9 protein-coding genes are annotated in these 14,648 nt (G+C 43.2%); 2 read left to right on the top strand and 7 right to left on the bottom strand.

Features of this window, described 5'->3' with window-relative positions:
• Positions 1-293: 293 nt before the first annotated feature.
• The 4 genes from cas2 to cas9 all read right to left on the bottom strand — a co-directional run bounded on the left by cas2 (position 294) and on the right by cas9 (position 6,751).
• Positions 294-626, bottom strand: coding sequence for a CRISPR-associated endonuclease Cas2 (cas2, locus tag HMPREF9446_RS16615; RefSeq protein WP_004292917.1), 333 nt, complete (start codon positions 624-626; stop codon positions 294-296).
• Positions 626-1,558 carry a type II CRISPR-associated endonuclease Cas1 gene (cas1, locus tag HMPREF9446_RS16610; RefSeq protein ID WP_009126921.1) on the bottom strand — a complete coding sequence of 311 codons (933 nt, stop codon included), beginning with the start codon at positions 1,556-1,558 and terminating at the stop codon, positions 626-628. The genes cas2 and cas1 overlap by 1 nt, the downstream gene beginning before the upstream one ends.
• 22 nt (positions 1,559-1,580) lie before the next feature.
• Positions 1,581-1,988 (bottom strand): hypothetical protein, encoded by a 408-nt coding sequence (locus HMPREF9446_RS19240; protein WP_009126920.1) that lies wholly within the window; start codon positions 1,986-1,988, stop codon positions 1,581-1,583.
• Positions 1,989-2,221: 233 nt separating this feature from the next.
• Complete coding sequence (gene cas9, locus HMPREF9446_RS16600; protein WP_009126918.1) at positions 2,222-6,751, bottom strand: type II CRISPR RNA-guided endonuclease Cas9; 4,530 nt, start codon at positions 6,749-6,751, stop codon at positions 2,222-2,224.
• Between the two features lie 476 nt (positions 6,752-7,227).
• Here cas9 and HMPREF9446_RS16595 point away from each other — a divergent pair, with 476 nt between their 5' ends.
• Complete coding sequence (locus HMPREF9446_RS16595) at positions 7,228-7,866, top strand: HU family DNA-binding protein (protein ID WP_009126917.1); 639 nt, start codon at positions 7,228-7,230, stop codon at positions 7,864-7,866.
• 124 nt (positions 7,867-7,990) lie between these two features.
• Positions 7,991-8,812: an NAD(+) diphosphatase gene (nudC, locus tag HMPREF9446_RS16590; RefSeq protein WP_009126916.1), complete on the top strand. Its 822-nt coding sequence runs from the start codon at positions 7,991-7,993 to the stop codon at positions 8,810-8,812.
• Between the two features lie 356 nt (positions 8,813-9,168).
• On the opposite strand, the gene HMPREF9446_RS16585 is transcribed toward nudC, so the two are convergent.
• The 3 genes from HMPREF9446_RS16585 to HMPREF9446_RS16575 all read right to left on the bottom strand — a co-directional run bounded on the left by HMPREF9446_RS16585 (position 9,169) and on the right by HMPREF9446_RS16575 (position 14,645).
• The gene (locus HMPREF9446_RS16585) at positions 9,169-10,911 is read right to left on the bottom strand and encodes a phospho-sugar mutase (RefSeq protein WP_039969877.1); all 1,743 of its coding nucleotides are present in this window, start codon (positions 10,909-10,911) and stop codon (positions 9,169-9,171) included.
• Between the two features lie 167 nt (positions 10,912-11,078).
• Positions 11,079-12,722 (bottom strand): C69 family dipeptidase, encoded by a 1,644-nt coding sequence (locus HMPREF9446_RS16580; protein ID WP_009126914.1) that lies wholly within the window; start codon positions 12,720-12,722, stop codon positions 11,079-11,081.
• 192 nt (positions 12,723-12,914) lie between these two features.
• Entirely contained in the window at positions 12,915-14,645 is a 1,731-nt protein-coding gene (locus HMPREF9446_RS16575; RefSeq protein WP_039969876.1) for a M23 family metallopeptidase, read from the bottom strand.
• Between the last annotated feature and the right edge of the window lie 3 nt (positions 14,646-14,648).

The following is a 14,648-nucleotide window of genomic DNA, read 5'->3' as shown; positions in this document are numbered from 1 at the left end:
CATTTTAGTATCTTTGAACCATTGGAAACAGTTAACGTTATTTGCGGGCAATTTGCCCCGTAGTTGTGATTTGCTTTCATTTTAGTATCTTTGAACCATTGGAAACAGTCGCAACATGGCAAATCGGAGGGGTCAAGCCGTTGTGATTTGCTTTCATTTTAGTATCTTTGAACCATTGGAAACAGTAGAGTATATATAATTATTTGATATGCAAATATTTATATTAAGTATTAGAATCTAAAAAAGGATGCCGTTTTCCAAGAAAAAATCCCGCTATCATGCGGGATTTTCTTTTAAAACAGCTCCAATTGTTGTCCGGGAGTGTTCACATCTACTGTCTTTTTGCCATAGAAAAGCTCTATATTTCCAAATTGCTTGTCCGTAATGCACATAATTCCAACATTTCCATGCTCCGGCAAGAAGGATTTAACTCTTTTTATATGTACCTCTGCATTCTCACTACTTGCACAATGACGAACATATATAGAGAACTGGAACATGGTAAATCCATCCCTTTGCAGATTTTTTTTAAAGTCCGCATACGCCTTTTTATCCTTCTTTGTTTCGGTAGGCAAATCAAACAACACTAGCACCCACATAATGCGATATTCACTAAACCGGTCCATTACATCTCCGGATAAAATATTTTGCGCAATTCACCGCTGAAACATTTATATAGAGAAGCTGTAGTCTGTCCCACAGCCACCATCAAGGGACTACGCTTCCCTGAAATAACAGTTTCTAATATAGGAATTGTCAATAACCTCGCTTTCTGTTCTTTCGTCAACTCACTACAATTCAATCCTTCTTCTTTGAACATGTCATATACCAACCTATCCACATACGGACGATAAGGTTCCATTATATCATCTGCCAGACAATAAGCATTATAACGATTATGGTGATGTATCCCTAAAGTAGGTAAAAGTCCACTTGTAACCAATCCACGGGCAACAACTGCCCGCAAAATGGCATACCCATAATTCAACAGATTATTGGGAGGAATACCTTCTCTATCTCTTGTAAAACCCTCTATCTTAAACAAATTCTTCCAATAATAAGCAGCTGCACGAGCCTCCAAGTTATCCGGATCCCCACTCTTCACATCGGCAGCCCATACCTTCATACACTTTATTTCTTCTCCAGCACACTCACGCAGTACCACTGCCTGATTTTCTATTTTGGCTTTTATTGTTTGCTGCCAAAGTTGCTTCATTAATGGTAAAGAAGCACCTAGTTGATGACGAAACCTTTCGTTCTGTGTAGTATTTCCATATAAAGGAAGCATTAAGCCAACCGGCATACTTTTAGAATCGCAAGTTATGACTGCACAATTATTTTCAAGCAAAGCCTCCAACACTCCCGAAGTAATGGTTATCTGCTTATTGTCCAATACCACTACTCCAATATCTTCTATTGGTTTAGTTATCTCAGACATTTGCTTGAATCTTTCAGGCAAAGTGCTGCTTTTAACCACTTCCGGTAATCTAATTACCAACTGGCCATTTTTTAAAGACAGATAAACCGGATTTCCAAAATAAAGTGTTTTCTTAATCATAGCATATAGATTTTACAATTATTCATTCATCATTTTCAAAGAAAGGAAGTTCTAAAGTATCATCCTGCTTATCGGAATCCGATAGAAAATTTTCAGGAGAAACAACACTTCCACCCAACTCTTTTTCGGCTTGCTCACGAGCCACCCCAGCAACGTTTCCGCCACGCTGTGCCACTTGTTTATTTTTGGTAAATGTATCCGGTTTCTCTTTCTGAGATATTTCGGTAGTAACACGCTCACCAAGCATCGTAAATATCAGTTCCAAATCGGACATGTGGTCACGAAGATTTTGACTTTTCTTTGTCAGTCCTTTATACATTTTATAGTCTGAGGGGATTTCCTGTACACGCTCATACCCCACTTGTGCCAGCCAAAGCTTGAAAGGTTCAGCCTTAGGAGAGGTGAATAATACGAAATAAAGCCTGTACATTTGCCGCCAAAGTTTTTCTTTTTTTTCCTGTATCTGTTACCATTTCTATCTGGGGACAATTTGTCCCTAGATAAGTAGCCAGTTCTTCATCCCGTTTTCGCATCTTCTTCAAATAGTCTGTAGGATTCACACTGTCAGTCAATACACAAACTACATCTACAACAGAGAAATACCATTACTATTCTTCCTCGTTCCACACGGAACGAATCTTTTTTTCTTGAAATAACTTTATATTATTCATTTATTCTATACTTAACTTCTATAATACGACCTAACCTATCAACTTTTACTGGAATACAAATATTCTTTATCATTGCACCATCCCATGACCTTTCTGCTTTATTATTAGCCCCCAATTCTTTAGTGGGAATAATAGCATTTGATATACTTTGAGGTATAAAGAAGCATTGATTACCAGAAGATGAAACCATCTTATAAATCCTTCCCCTATCTATCGGCTCATTTATTCTACCAAATTCCAGTTCTTCTTCAGTTGGCAGATATACCAAATCATTAGGAGACAGCCAAAACAACAGTTTATCTCCCTTTTCATTTTTATCCGGAACAGGAGCAAGTCCTTGTTTCTCACGTTCTATAACCATATTTAAAGGAATAGTCTCATACGTTCTTTTTCCATCCTCCGTTATATAAATAGCGAAAAACAAATTGGTTCCTTTGGCAGCTTCCACCCATTTAGTTCCTTTATTACCAAGTACACCGACACTAAATTTATTTCCACGTGGTTCATATACCCTTACCTTATATATCGGCTGATGCCTTTTACCATTATTCAGCTGCAAAAGATTACGGTTCATTTCCTCTATGCCTTCCGCAGAAAATGCTAAATCGGGCTTTCCTTCCTTTGTACACAAATGATTTAGAAGTATTTTCTGTATGCCGGTGTCTGTTACCGATTCTTTTATTTTCTTCTCATTGAAAGTTGAATCGAGAGGTTTGCGTACTGCAACCAAAGGTTCTGTCGTAGCTTCTGTAAAATAATAAACTGCAACTCTAGCCAAATCCAGTTCTTTCCACAAGACAGCATTCTCTTTAAAATATTTTTCAATTCTCTTCTTATCATATTTATAAGACAGCAGTTCAAACACTTTGTTCTTCACTCTTTTATCAACAATCATGGTAGGAGCATCCAAGGCTACCGATAATCGCACAACTTTTACTTTTCTCAGGTTCACCGCTCCAAAGACTGTATCTTTATGCATCGGTTTACGGATAGCCCAACTATCACCGGTTTTCTGTTTCTCATAAACACGATTCCCAGTTGCATCCAAATGCCGATAAACGTTAGTTGTCTTATTTATAATGCGCAAATTCTGCTTCAAGCTAACCACTATTTTGCTCAATACCTCCCTCGCATCTTGCGTAAAAGTATCCCACGGCTTCTTTATAACCCACTTATAATTGCCATTATCATCTGTCCTACTCTTGTCACACAACAATCTTTGCAAATCATAACGAGAGATTTTCGCATTCCGGCTTGCAGACTCATTGCTTAGGTAGTTCACATGATTCCGCGTAGCACAAGCTATCACTATTGCATCCATAGCGTGATGCCGATGGTCAATGCGTTTCTTGCTGAATCCTTTCTGATATTCAAGAGGCAACTCCGTTTGAAAGACTTTCTTCCCGCTTTTATTCTCCCAATGCCCAAAACTCTGAGTATCAGTCAAGGAGTTTAAACGTTCAAAACGGGGATATACAATACTGTTCCAGACATCATTCATTCCCCAATCCCTTTTCAGCCTGTCCGTCACGCTTCCTGTGCAAACTACTATATTTTTGGAAACAGCCTCCGGTTCATATTCACCGCTATCATTCTTTTCACGAACAATATTTGACAAAAGTCCCTTGATCACCTTACTGATGTACCGGCTATCATTCAACTGCCGTTCTATAAATTGTTCGGGAATATCATCCATCAACATTTTTTTCATTTTCACGGCAGATTTGGCATATTGCTCTTTTACAAATCTTTCGTAACTATCCACAGAAAAGATTTCGACCGATTTTCCAAAACCCACTTCAACTTTCTGCCCATGATGGTTCTTGATAAATTCATATCCCAGCTGATTGTCTTTCAACTTATTCACAGCAGACTCACATATCACCTTATTGGAAAATGAATCATCAAAATAGCGGGATTGAGGAATGACATGCTCTATCTCATAAGCAGCAGTAAACAACTTGCCCAAAGGTATCAGCTCACCGGTATAAGGCGAACGATATTTCTGCTCCAGCCATAATTTATAACGCAGGAACTCTGATTTGGTCGGCACTTTACTGCTATTGAACTTTTTCAATATTGCATCTATCTCTTCAGGCAATTGGTCTTCGGCATGTAAAACCATATCTTCATAAATCCGCAAGATTTCTTGCTGGCTTGGTGAATAAGGACGAACATTCTCTATCTCATATTCCGGATTCATAAATTCAGCAAGCAATGCCTTTATACGCAGATTGGCATTCTCATTTTCCAAAATCTGCGCAGTCATTCTTTTACGTTTATCCGCAGGATTTTTCATCTCACGTCCTAACTCTATATGGATTTCATCAATTCTCCCCACCTGCTTCCAAATATCCCGGACAACACGCAATGTTTCGGTTATCACTTGTTCCACAATAGGATTGCGTAATGAATGTTGCTTAAAAGAAGCCAAATAAGCATCAATATCCGCAGGACTTTCCCACTTGACCGCTTCCTTATCCTCCGAATGACGATTGTACACAATGTAACAGGCCAGCCATAATGGAAGCCTCTTAAAACAAGAAATATCCGATAAGTTCATCACCTTATCCCTAACCTTGACGGCTATTCTCTCATCATACTCACCTGCAACAATCTTTTTGATTCTTTCTTTGGTTGTATCATCAATCGAAGATACATCCCAATATTTTCCGCATCTCATCAAAGGCAACAGTTTTTTTATCGCCTTGGCAGAATAGGCCCCATATTCAGATTTGAATGGAGGGAACTTCTTAAACGCTTCCACAAAAGACTCATCCAACCCATTCTTTGCCGCAAAAGTTCGTAAAGCTTTCTCTATTTCCTGCTTGTCGCTTACAGAATATAGAATATGCCACAAAGCTACCTCTTTCTCATTTGATAAGAAATCAATACAGACATTGGCTTTTTCCAAACGGGAAAGAATAGCATGCCGTGTCTCATTGCACGGATACTGTTTATCTTCTACATAATTCCACCGATAATTACTGATTTCCTTTTTCAATCCAAATTTAGGGTATTTTAGGAAGGTCTTTTGTTCTATTTCCTTCCGAGAATTCAGCCAATCAAACAATGCCACATAATCATCCTCTGTTTTCAAGAACTCTGCTGTCACATCCACATCAAGATGTAAAGTTCCATTTATTTCTTTTTCTTTCTGGTATATCCGAATATTAGAAAGGAAATTCCACAAACGGAACTCTTGAAAAAGAGGGTGTGATTTGGCTATACATTTTAAAGGAGCCTTTTTTATTTCGCCCGTTTCCCGATCTACATATTCATTCTCCTCGTAAGGACAATTGGCTATCAACGACTTTTTGGTTTTTAACGGCCTTTGATAAAACAAGACATCATCCATTAATAAATAAACAAAATCCCGATTGGCTATATTCCTCCGTTGCACTTCATTGTTCGGATACAACGCTTCAACACACCTTGCATATAAAGTTCTGTCCTGCAACTCAGCATGGAAGGCACACTGTTTCTGCAATATCAAGCTCAGTTCGTCCCTATAAAGTTTCCGCTCCACCGTCTTCACCAGTTTTCCTATTATTTTTTGTTGCGGTTTCTGCAACAAAGTATCATAAATATAGGCTCCAACAGTTTTATGAGTATTGGCAATGTCAGCTTCAGTCCTTTTCTTTATCAACATCCAGTCATCCTCCTTAGGAGCTCTGAAAGAACGCTTTACCTCTCCATATTTATCTAATTTCGGAGTACTATCCGGATTCAGGTCAGTAGTTACAATAAACTCTTTTATCTGACCTTCCCAATCCAAAGGCACACTGCTGCTTCTACGATATATCCAACCGTTTTCCAAATGTACATTATACCATACGTCCCGGCCTTTCTTTTCATCAGTCGCTTCCACTGTCAGCACTTTCAACGCATAAAATTCAACTGATTTCCCGGCATTGTCTTCCTCCTCTTCTCCTCTAAGTTGATAATAACCGCGTTTCTGATTAAAGTTCAAAAGAATCCAAGCCAATTCTTCCTTACTAATCATTTCTGTCAAAGCTTTCTTGCGAAGATAATAAATTGTCCAATCGTAAGGTATCTTTTTATCACCAGAAACCAATGAAGGCTGATGTATTGCAAAATCCGCCAACATTTCATCAAATGCAGCTTGAAATAAAAACGTATATTTCCCTTGCTCATCTTTTACCCACGGTAATTTAGGCTCGGCATCGGATAAGAATTTTCCGGGATGCTTCTCAAAATCAATATATTCTAAGTAATGATTGGGCAAAAAACCTAAAATATTCAACACTTTATGTAATCGTTCACGACGTAACAATTGACGTTCGCGCAACCGGCGAACCCCTCTGAGCCGTGTCCTTTCAGATGTCTGCGATATAGAATTTCCTTTGTCGAAATCTCCCAATACAGCAGCATCCATCGGAATAATCCTGCTTCCGGCCATTTCTATCCAAATTCTTTCGGCCTGCTCTTTAATTACAGAGTTTATTACAGCCCATCCTACACTATTGGTTCCCAGATCCAATCCAAGTATCGTTTTCATAGTATCATATTTTGAATATTTTCTTCAAAGGTATTTTTTTTATTTATATAAGCATTGTATTTCCATATTTATTTTATACATTTGCCATACTAAAATGAAGCAAGTCACAATAAGGATTATTCCGTTGTGAAAACATTAGGTTCCCTCGTCCTTAACGGGGGATTTTTGTCTCTCCATATATATTTTATACGCCAAAAGAAAGCAGAAACTTCCTGCAAACTAAAACTTTCCTCCCCAAACACTACCCTTCGTATCGCAATATTTTATACCTTTGTTCACTAAGAATTAATCGTCCCATACCCATTTCTGTTTCGTCCGACAGCTGTCGGACGATAATTAAACAACTGTCGGACGATAATGCAACAGTTGTCGGACGATTAGTTTTTAGGAAGAAGAAAATTAATCTGCTTAGCGACAAAAATAATTCCCCGAAGCGACGAGAACTGTTTATCGCTATAAACAAAAACAACTATCTTATGAGCGCATATTACGACCTTTACGAAACGCCTTCGCCCGACGGGAAAGAAGACAAGAAATCACTCCATGCACGTATCTGCCCGAAAAGGACTTATACCCAAAAGGAGTTTGTGGAACATGTCTCTACATTCCAACATCTGCCCAAGAATGTGATAGGGGCAGCACTGGATGCCTGCATCGACGAACTTTGCGACCTGCTGGCCAACGGAAACATCGTGGAGCTGGGAGAACTCGGATTCTTCAGCACTTCACTGAAATGCTTGCGCGAGACCGACGACGAGAAAAAGAAAATCCGCTCCGAATCCGTCCAGTTCCAAAACGTGCACCTGCGCATCAGCAGCACGTTCCGCAATAACATCAAGAAGAAAATGACGTTGGAACGTGTACACTCCACTACCAAGAAATCGAAAAAGGCAGTAGAGACCACCGAAGAAACAAGAAAAGCCGAATTGGAATTGTTCCTCAAGCAGAATGTATGCATCAACAAAAACGAATACATCCAATTGAGCGGGCTGACCAGGCATGCCGCCATAGACGAACTGAACAAATTCATCCTGCAAGGGTTCCTGCGCCGCCGCGGGATGGGAAGGTCAACGGTCTATGTGCGACAAGAAAAAGACACAGCAAACGAAATTTAGGGGGCGAACACAGAGACAACACAAAGACACAGAAATGAATGCTTTATCTCTTTGAAAAGAGTCTCTGTGCCTCTGTGTTCCCGTGTTCATCCCCCCCTCAAAAAAAAATAATAGAAAACAAGCAATGGAAGATTCAACAGAAATCAAACCCTCCACGCAGTGGTTCGTCTTCTTCAAGGACCAACTGCTATTGAAGAAAGGATATACGGAAAAAGGAGAGATAAAATACAGCGTACCCGTCAGCATAAATCCACCCTTGACACCGGAAAGCGGATGCAATATACACGACGTATTCCCGCCCAACGGCAAGCAGGTGCGTGCATTTGCTGCGGGACAGCCCGTCGCAGAAACCGAAGAATGGGTGATGATAGGCTTGCGGGCTTCATACGACTACATTTCTGCAGACGAATACCGGTCCGCCGGAAAGGCATACCAGATACTCTACTGGGACGAGCACAGCCGCTTCTGTCCCGTATGCGGTACGCCCATGGAACAGCAAACCCCTATCATGAAGAAATGCCCCAACTGCGGCAACGAAATGTATCCGCCCGTTTCCACCGCCATCATCGTATTGATACAAAAAGGCAAAGAAATCTTGCTGGTACATGCCCGTAATTTCCGGGGGACGTTCTACGGACTGGTAGCGGGCTTCCTGGAGGCCGGCGAAACACTGGAAGAATGCGTGGAACGGGAAGTCATGGAAGAAACCGGACTGAAAGTGAAAAATATCCGATACTTCAGTAACCAGCCCTGGCCCTACCCCAGCGGGTTGATGGTGGGCTTCATTGCCGACTACGAAAGTGGGGAAATAAAACTGCAGGAAGATGAACTCAGCGCAGCCGCATTCTTCTCCAAGGAAAATCTGCCGGAAATACCGCGCAAGCTAAGCATTGCACGGAAATTGATAGACTGGTGGCTGGAGAAAAATGAAAAGAAGGAAGGATAAGGAATGAAAAATGGGAAAAGAAGTATTAAAAAGGGAAAGGAAATAAAAACAGATTGCGGAAGGCACGCACTCACAAACGAACAACTACGAATGAAACGACTCTCATTCACATCAACCAATCGGCGTGCGACCGCAATCTGTAGTACAACCTGTCAACTCATTGACTTCTGTCGCATATAGAAACAGCATCCGACGGATAATGATTACGAATACCGGCTTAAAGAAAGCAAAAGAAGCTTAACTCTTCCGGAACTTCCACATTTACAGGCAAAAGAAAAAGGGTACAGACCGCATTCCGGTTGTACCCTTTCATTTTTATTTATGGAAACCGTTCTTTCTGCCAGAACGTACAATCCTTAAATCCCAAGTGACTTGCGCACTGCTTCCACTTTCTTTTCAGCTTCCGCATTGGCACTGACGTAACATTTGGGACATCCCATCTCACCTTTCACCTCGATATAGAACTTGATTTTCGGTTCCGTACCCGAAGGACGAACAGAAATCTTCGTACCGTCTTCCGTGAAATATTGAAGAACATTGGATGATTCCGGCATGTCCAGTCCAACCACCTTACCTGCGGCATCAGTCTGCTTCAAAGTCTTATAGTCCTTGATCAGAGAAACCGCCGAACCGCCGATTTCCTTTGGAGGATTGGCACGGAAATTATCCATCATGGCCTTGATTTCCTCGGCGCCACTCTTGCCCGGTTTCACGACATTCACAGTGGTTTCCTTAGAGAAACCATATTCCACATAGATATCCATCAGCACGTCATAGAGCGTCTTGCCCTGATCTTTTGCCCACGCACAGATTTCTGCCAGTAAGGAACATGCAGAAACGGCATCTTTATCGCGGACGAAATCTTCTGCCAGGAAGCCGTAGCTTTCTTCGCCACCGCCGATGTACTGCTGCTTGCCTTCGCTCAGACGGATTTCACGGGCAATCCATTTGAAACCGGTATAGCAGTCACGCATTTCAATCTTGTTCTTGTCCGCCACAGCCTTGATAAGTTCAGTGGTCACGATGGTCTTCACGATAAAGTCATTCGGCTGCATCTTGCCCATCGCAATACGGTTCTTGATGATGTAATACAAGAAAATCAGGCAAGTCTGGTTACCGTTGATAAGTACCCATTCTCCCTTGTCGTCTTTGCAAGCCATGCCTACACGGTCGGCATCCGGATCACTTGCCATCACAATATCGGCATCAATCTTCTTGGCCAGGGCAATAGCCATGGAAAGAGCTTCGGCATTTTCGGGGTTCGGAGATACCACAGTCGGGAAATTGCCATCCTTCACCATCTGTTCGGGCACACAGTTCACATTCTCAAATCCCCACTCTTTCAGTGAATCGGGAATGAGCACACGTCCTGCACCATGAAGCGGAGTATAAACAATATTAAGGTTCTTCTGACGCTTGATTACTTCCGGATCAATAGAGATAGAATGTACCTTATCCAGATAAACTTGATCGACGTCCTTGCCGATAATCTGAATCAGCTCCTTGTTTCCGTTGAATTTGATGTCGGCTACAGTCACCTTGTTCACTTCGTCAATAATGCCGGTGTCGTGCGGGGCAAGTACCTGGGCACCGTCATCCCAATATGCCTTGTATCCGTTGTATTCTCTCGGATTATGGCTTGCAGTGATGTTGATACCGCTTTGGCAGCCAAAGTGGCGAATGGCGAATGAGACTTCCGGTGTAGGACGAAGGTCATCGAAAAGATAAACTTTGATACCGTTTGCGGAGAAGATGTCGGCAGAAATCTTGGCAAACTTGTCACTATTGTTACGGCAGTCGTAACCCACTACCACAGAAATCGGGCCTTTGCCTGCAAAGCATTTATTCAGATAATTGGACAGACCTTGTGTGGCGGCACCTACGGTATAGATGTTCATGCGGTTTGTACCGGCACCCATGATGCCGCGCAGACCGCCCGTCCCGAATTCCAGATCCTTGTAGAAGCTGTCTATCAATTCGGTTTTATCTGGGTTTTCCAACATGCGTTTCACTTCAGCCTGAGTTTCTGCATCGTATGCCGGGGTAAGCCATTTTTCGGCTTTCTCAGTCACCTGTCTAATCAGTTCCTTATTTTCCATAAGACTATCATTGTTTTTAAAGTTAATATAAACTACTTGTTGAGTCACAAATGTAGGAGAATAAGTTCAAATATCCTAATTTTTTTCAACACAGATTGTGCGGATTGCATACATTTACACAGTTTTTACAAGAGAGATAAACAAACGCTGTAACCCGCACCAATGTTTTATTCAGGCATTTTATATCTGTCTCCTGTCTGCTTGACATACTCCTCCAAAAACTCCTTCGGATAACCCGGACGGACAACACCTGCCGGCTGGCCGATGGAGTTGCGTTCGAACTTACCGTCTTTCATACGTTTCACCACACCGTCATTATATTTTACGATAAGGAATTCGCCGAGACGCTTCCAAGTGTCAAAGGCACTTTGGGCAGTCATATGGGTATAGTTGGTAAGAAGGGCTTTTGCCTTGGCAGGATCTTTCTCCAGCAGTTTTACGGCAGCAGACTCAATGCCTTCCTGTGCCTCATTGAAAGTAGTTTCCAGCTCTGTCTGAGTGGCACGTACATCATCCATCATCAAATCATAACGGGGATAAACCATATTGGCAACCCAATTGAATATCCAGAAAGCGGAATTCCATGAGAAGGTGATATAATCGGCACCATCGACACGGGTGTAGCACACGGGAACTTTGTCTGTGCAACAATATACCGGAGTAAAGACAGCCATATTGGCATCGTCCGTACCAAACCACAGCACACCGCCTACAGCATCGGGCAATGTGGAACGCATCTGTGCCACAAATACAAAACCCGACTGCTGGGTAGAAATCGGACGCTCGTTAAAGTATTCCTGGTCACCTACTTTAAAGGACAGAGGCGAAAGACGGTACGGAGTATGATACGGGCCGGCACCGAAATCCTTGCTGATGTCAAGCGGAGTACCTTCGTAATGGTCGCGCATGGCATTCTTCACATCCTGTACGGAAATTTTACGGTTGGGTTTCACAAACAAAGGCATCGGGGTATCGGTGTCACCCAATATATAAGGCAGAAATTCGTTGCCACGGTCGGTAAACATATTAAAGTAACTCCATACACGGGCCTCACAGTAACGGCGTGCGCCAAAATCAAGGGGCGCATATGCATCGGCAAAACTGAAGTCCTTGTTTACTCCTTCAAAATACCCCTTTTCGCGGGCAAAAGAGATAACATCCGAAGAATACATACAGTTCTCCTTATCGTTCATATTGAATTGATGAATACGACTTTGGTTGGCATGTGCGGAAATACAGTCATCGGGCACACGGACAGCCACCCATACGGCACCGCGTACACCGGGTCCCTTGCCAATCATTTCCATGATCCAGATCTCATTAGGATCGGCAATCGTAAATGACTCGCCGCTGCTGTAGTAGCCGTATTCCTGTACCAGTTCAGTCATCACCTTAATGGCTTCACGAGCTGTACGCGAGCGCTGTAATCCCACATAAATAAGACTTCCATAGTCAATGATTCCGGTCGTATCCACCAGCTCGGGACGCCCGCCGAAAGTGGTTTCACCGATGGTAAGCTGAAACTCATTCATATTACCGATTACGTTATAGGTCTGACGTGCCTGTTCAATTTGTCCCAGATATTTTCCTGTATCCCACTCGTGGATATCAATCAGCGTTCCTTTTTTGTGCAAGCCTGCCGGATAGTGATACAACTCGCCGAACAGTCCGTAAGAATCGGCGGAATAGGACACAATGGTAGAGCCGTCGGCAGAGGCGTTCTTGCCTACTATAAGATTGGTACAAGCCAATGCATTCACTACGGCTGCCACAACAAACAAGACGGAAAGAGTCAGTCTTTTATTTTTCATACTTCTAATAAATTAAGGCCTCATCCCCGTCCCTCTCCGAAAGAGAGGGGAGAAGAGAATGATAGCCTGTTACACATATTTATATTACACTTATTCATTACACTATATACAGCAAAAGTAACTTCCAACCTCCCCTCCCACCGGATTGCTCTCCCCCGATAACGGGGAAGCCGGGGGCAGAGAGGAGGTGTCTTACCACACAAACTCGTACTGTTCCGTTGTCTGGTTGCCGCATCCGTCAGTCACGGTCATTTCCACCAGATGCTTTCCTCCCTTTTCCACATGTTCCGGATCAAGTTCACAAACTAGATTTCCGCTGATGGAGTTCGGCTTGCCAAACAAAGCATATTTACCGTCAATCGTACCACGGTAACTGTTGATGCCCGTCTCTTTGTCCTTGGCCTTGAACACAACACGTCCCGTACGTCCCCATTGGGTCTGGTTTACAGGGGAAATCACCGGCGGAACGGTATCGACAGCAACCGTATACGTACCCAAATCGCGGATACGCACTTTCATAAAACCGTCTTCGTACTTGCCTCCGATACTGTATTTTCCACCACGGGCTGTGACACCCGCCACATAATATTTCGTCATATCCTCCACCGGACGGCGGCGCAAACCGATGCGTAAGTCACAGGCTCCATGCAGGGGGATGCGCGTATCATGAAGCTGATAAGTAAAGGCAATGTCACCGCTATCGGCACGCACGGCATAGTTCAGCCACGCGTCATCATACAACATGCCACGGGGAATAACCAACTCCAGTCCCGGTTCCTGCAGATAGTTCACTTTATCCCACTTGAACACATACTTTTCACGATGTTCCACCGGAAGAATATCCGCTCTCTTGCCCTGCACAGTGAAGCGGACCTTGGAAGTATTACCCAATGCGTCACTCAGGGTATAGACAAACAGATAAGGACGCTCCTCTTTAATATCTACCCATCCGCGGTTACCATTGGATGCATGCAACATACGCAAATGATTGCCCGGCTCAATGAACGACTTCATATATTGTCCGTGCGTCCACGAATTGATATACCGGTTTTCATTATATGCAAAACGATCTACCGTGCTGCGGAACACTTCTTCACCATCTACTTCCAGAACAACGGTCTTTACTCCATACCGGTTATGCACTCCGTCCATATAATCATAGGCACGGATACCGGCGCCCACCGTTCCCCAGGCAGTGATTGTCTTGGCAGGCCTGACAGGAAAAGCCCGGCGTGCCTGCTTCCCATCCACTACCCCTTTGCCGGGACGGGGAAACAGCATGATACCTTCGGCACGCGGAGCCGTATGATCCTTCACTTCCTTCATGAAGAAGGGCAACGGATCCACATACTCGTCCGTTTCGGTTTCAATCATATCCAGGTGCAAATGAGGACCAAAAGAATAACCTGTATTACCACTCAGTGCAATGACCTGTCCCGCCTTGACCGGATATTCCCCCGGCTCGGGAGTGATTTCCACCTCCCAGCTCTCCTCTTCATATTGGAGGTCTTTCACTCTACGGGCTATTTCGCCGACAAAAGCACTGAGATGGCGGTTGATAGTCGAATAACCATTATTATAGACTACATCGAGTACATATCCCGAACCGTGAGTGACACGGATGCGTGAAATGTAGCCGTCGGCCAATGCGTGTACCTGCTTGCCTACAGTCCCCCCGGTCTTGAAGTCCAGCCCGCCATGAAAATGATTGGCACGAATCTCACCGAAATTTCCGGAGAAAGTGATGGGGAAATCAAAAGGAGGAATAAAGGAAGCATTCCGCAAAGGTGTATCCTCCGTTACGGAGGAAACCTCCGCAGCATGTACGGTATCCAATGTGTCGGCTACTTCCTGCGCCTGCATTCCCGACGGCAGCGAGAAGAAGAAAAAAGAATATAAAATGGGATTTGTTATTATTTTCATTAC

Origin of the sequence: Bacteroides fluxus YIT 12057 (assembly GCF_000195635.1) — a bacterium.
GTDB classification, from domain to species: domain Bacteria; phylum Bacteroidota; class Bacteroidia; order Bacteroidales; family Bacteroidaceae; genus Bacteroides; species Bacteroides fluxus.
The sequence above is the reverse complement of the archived record's forward strand: the minus strand, read 5'-3'. Positions and strand labels throughout refer to the sequence as shown.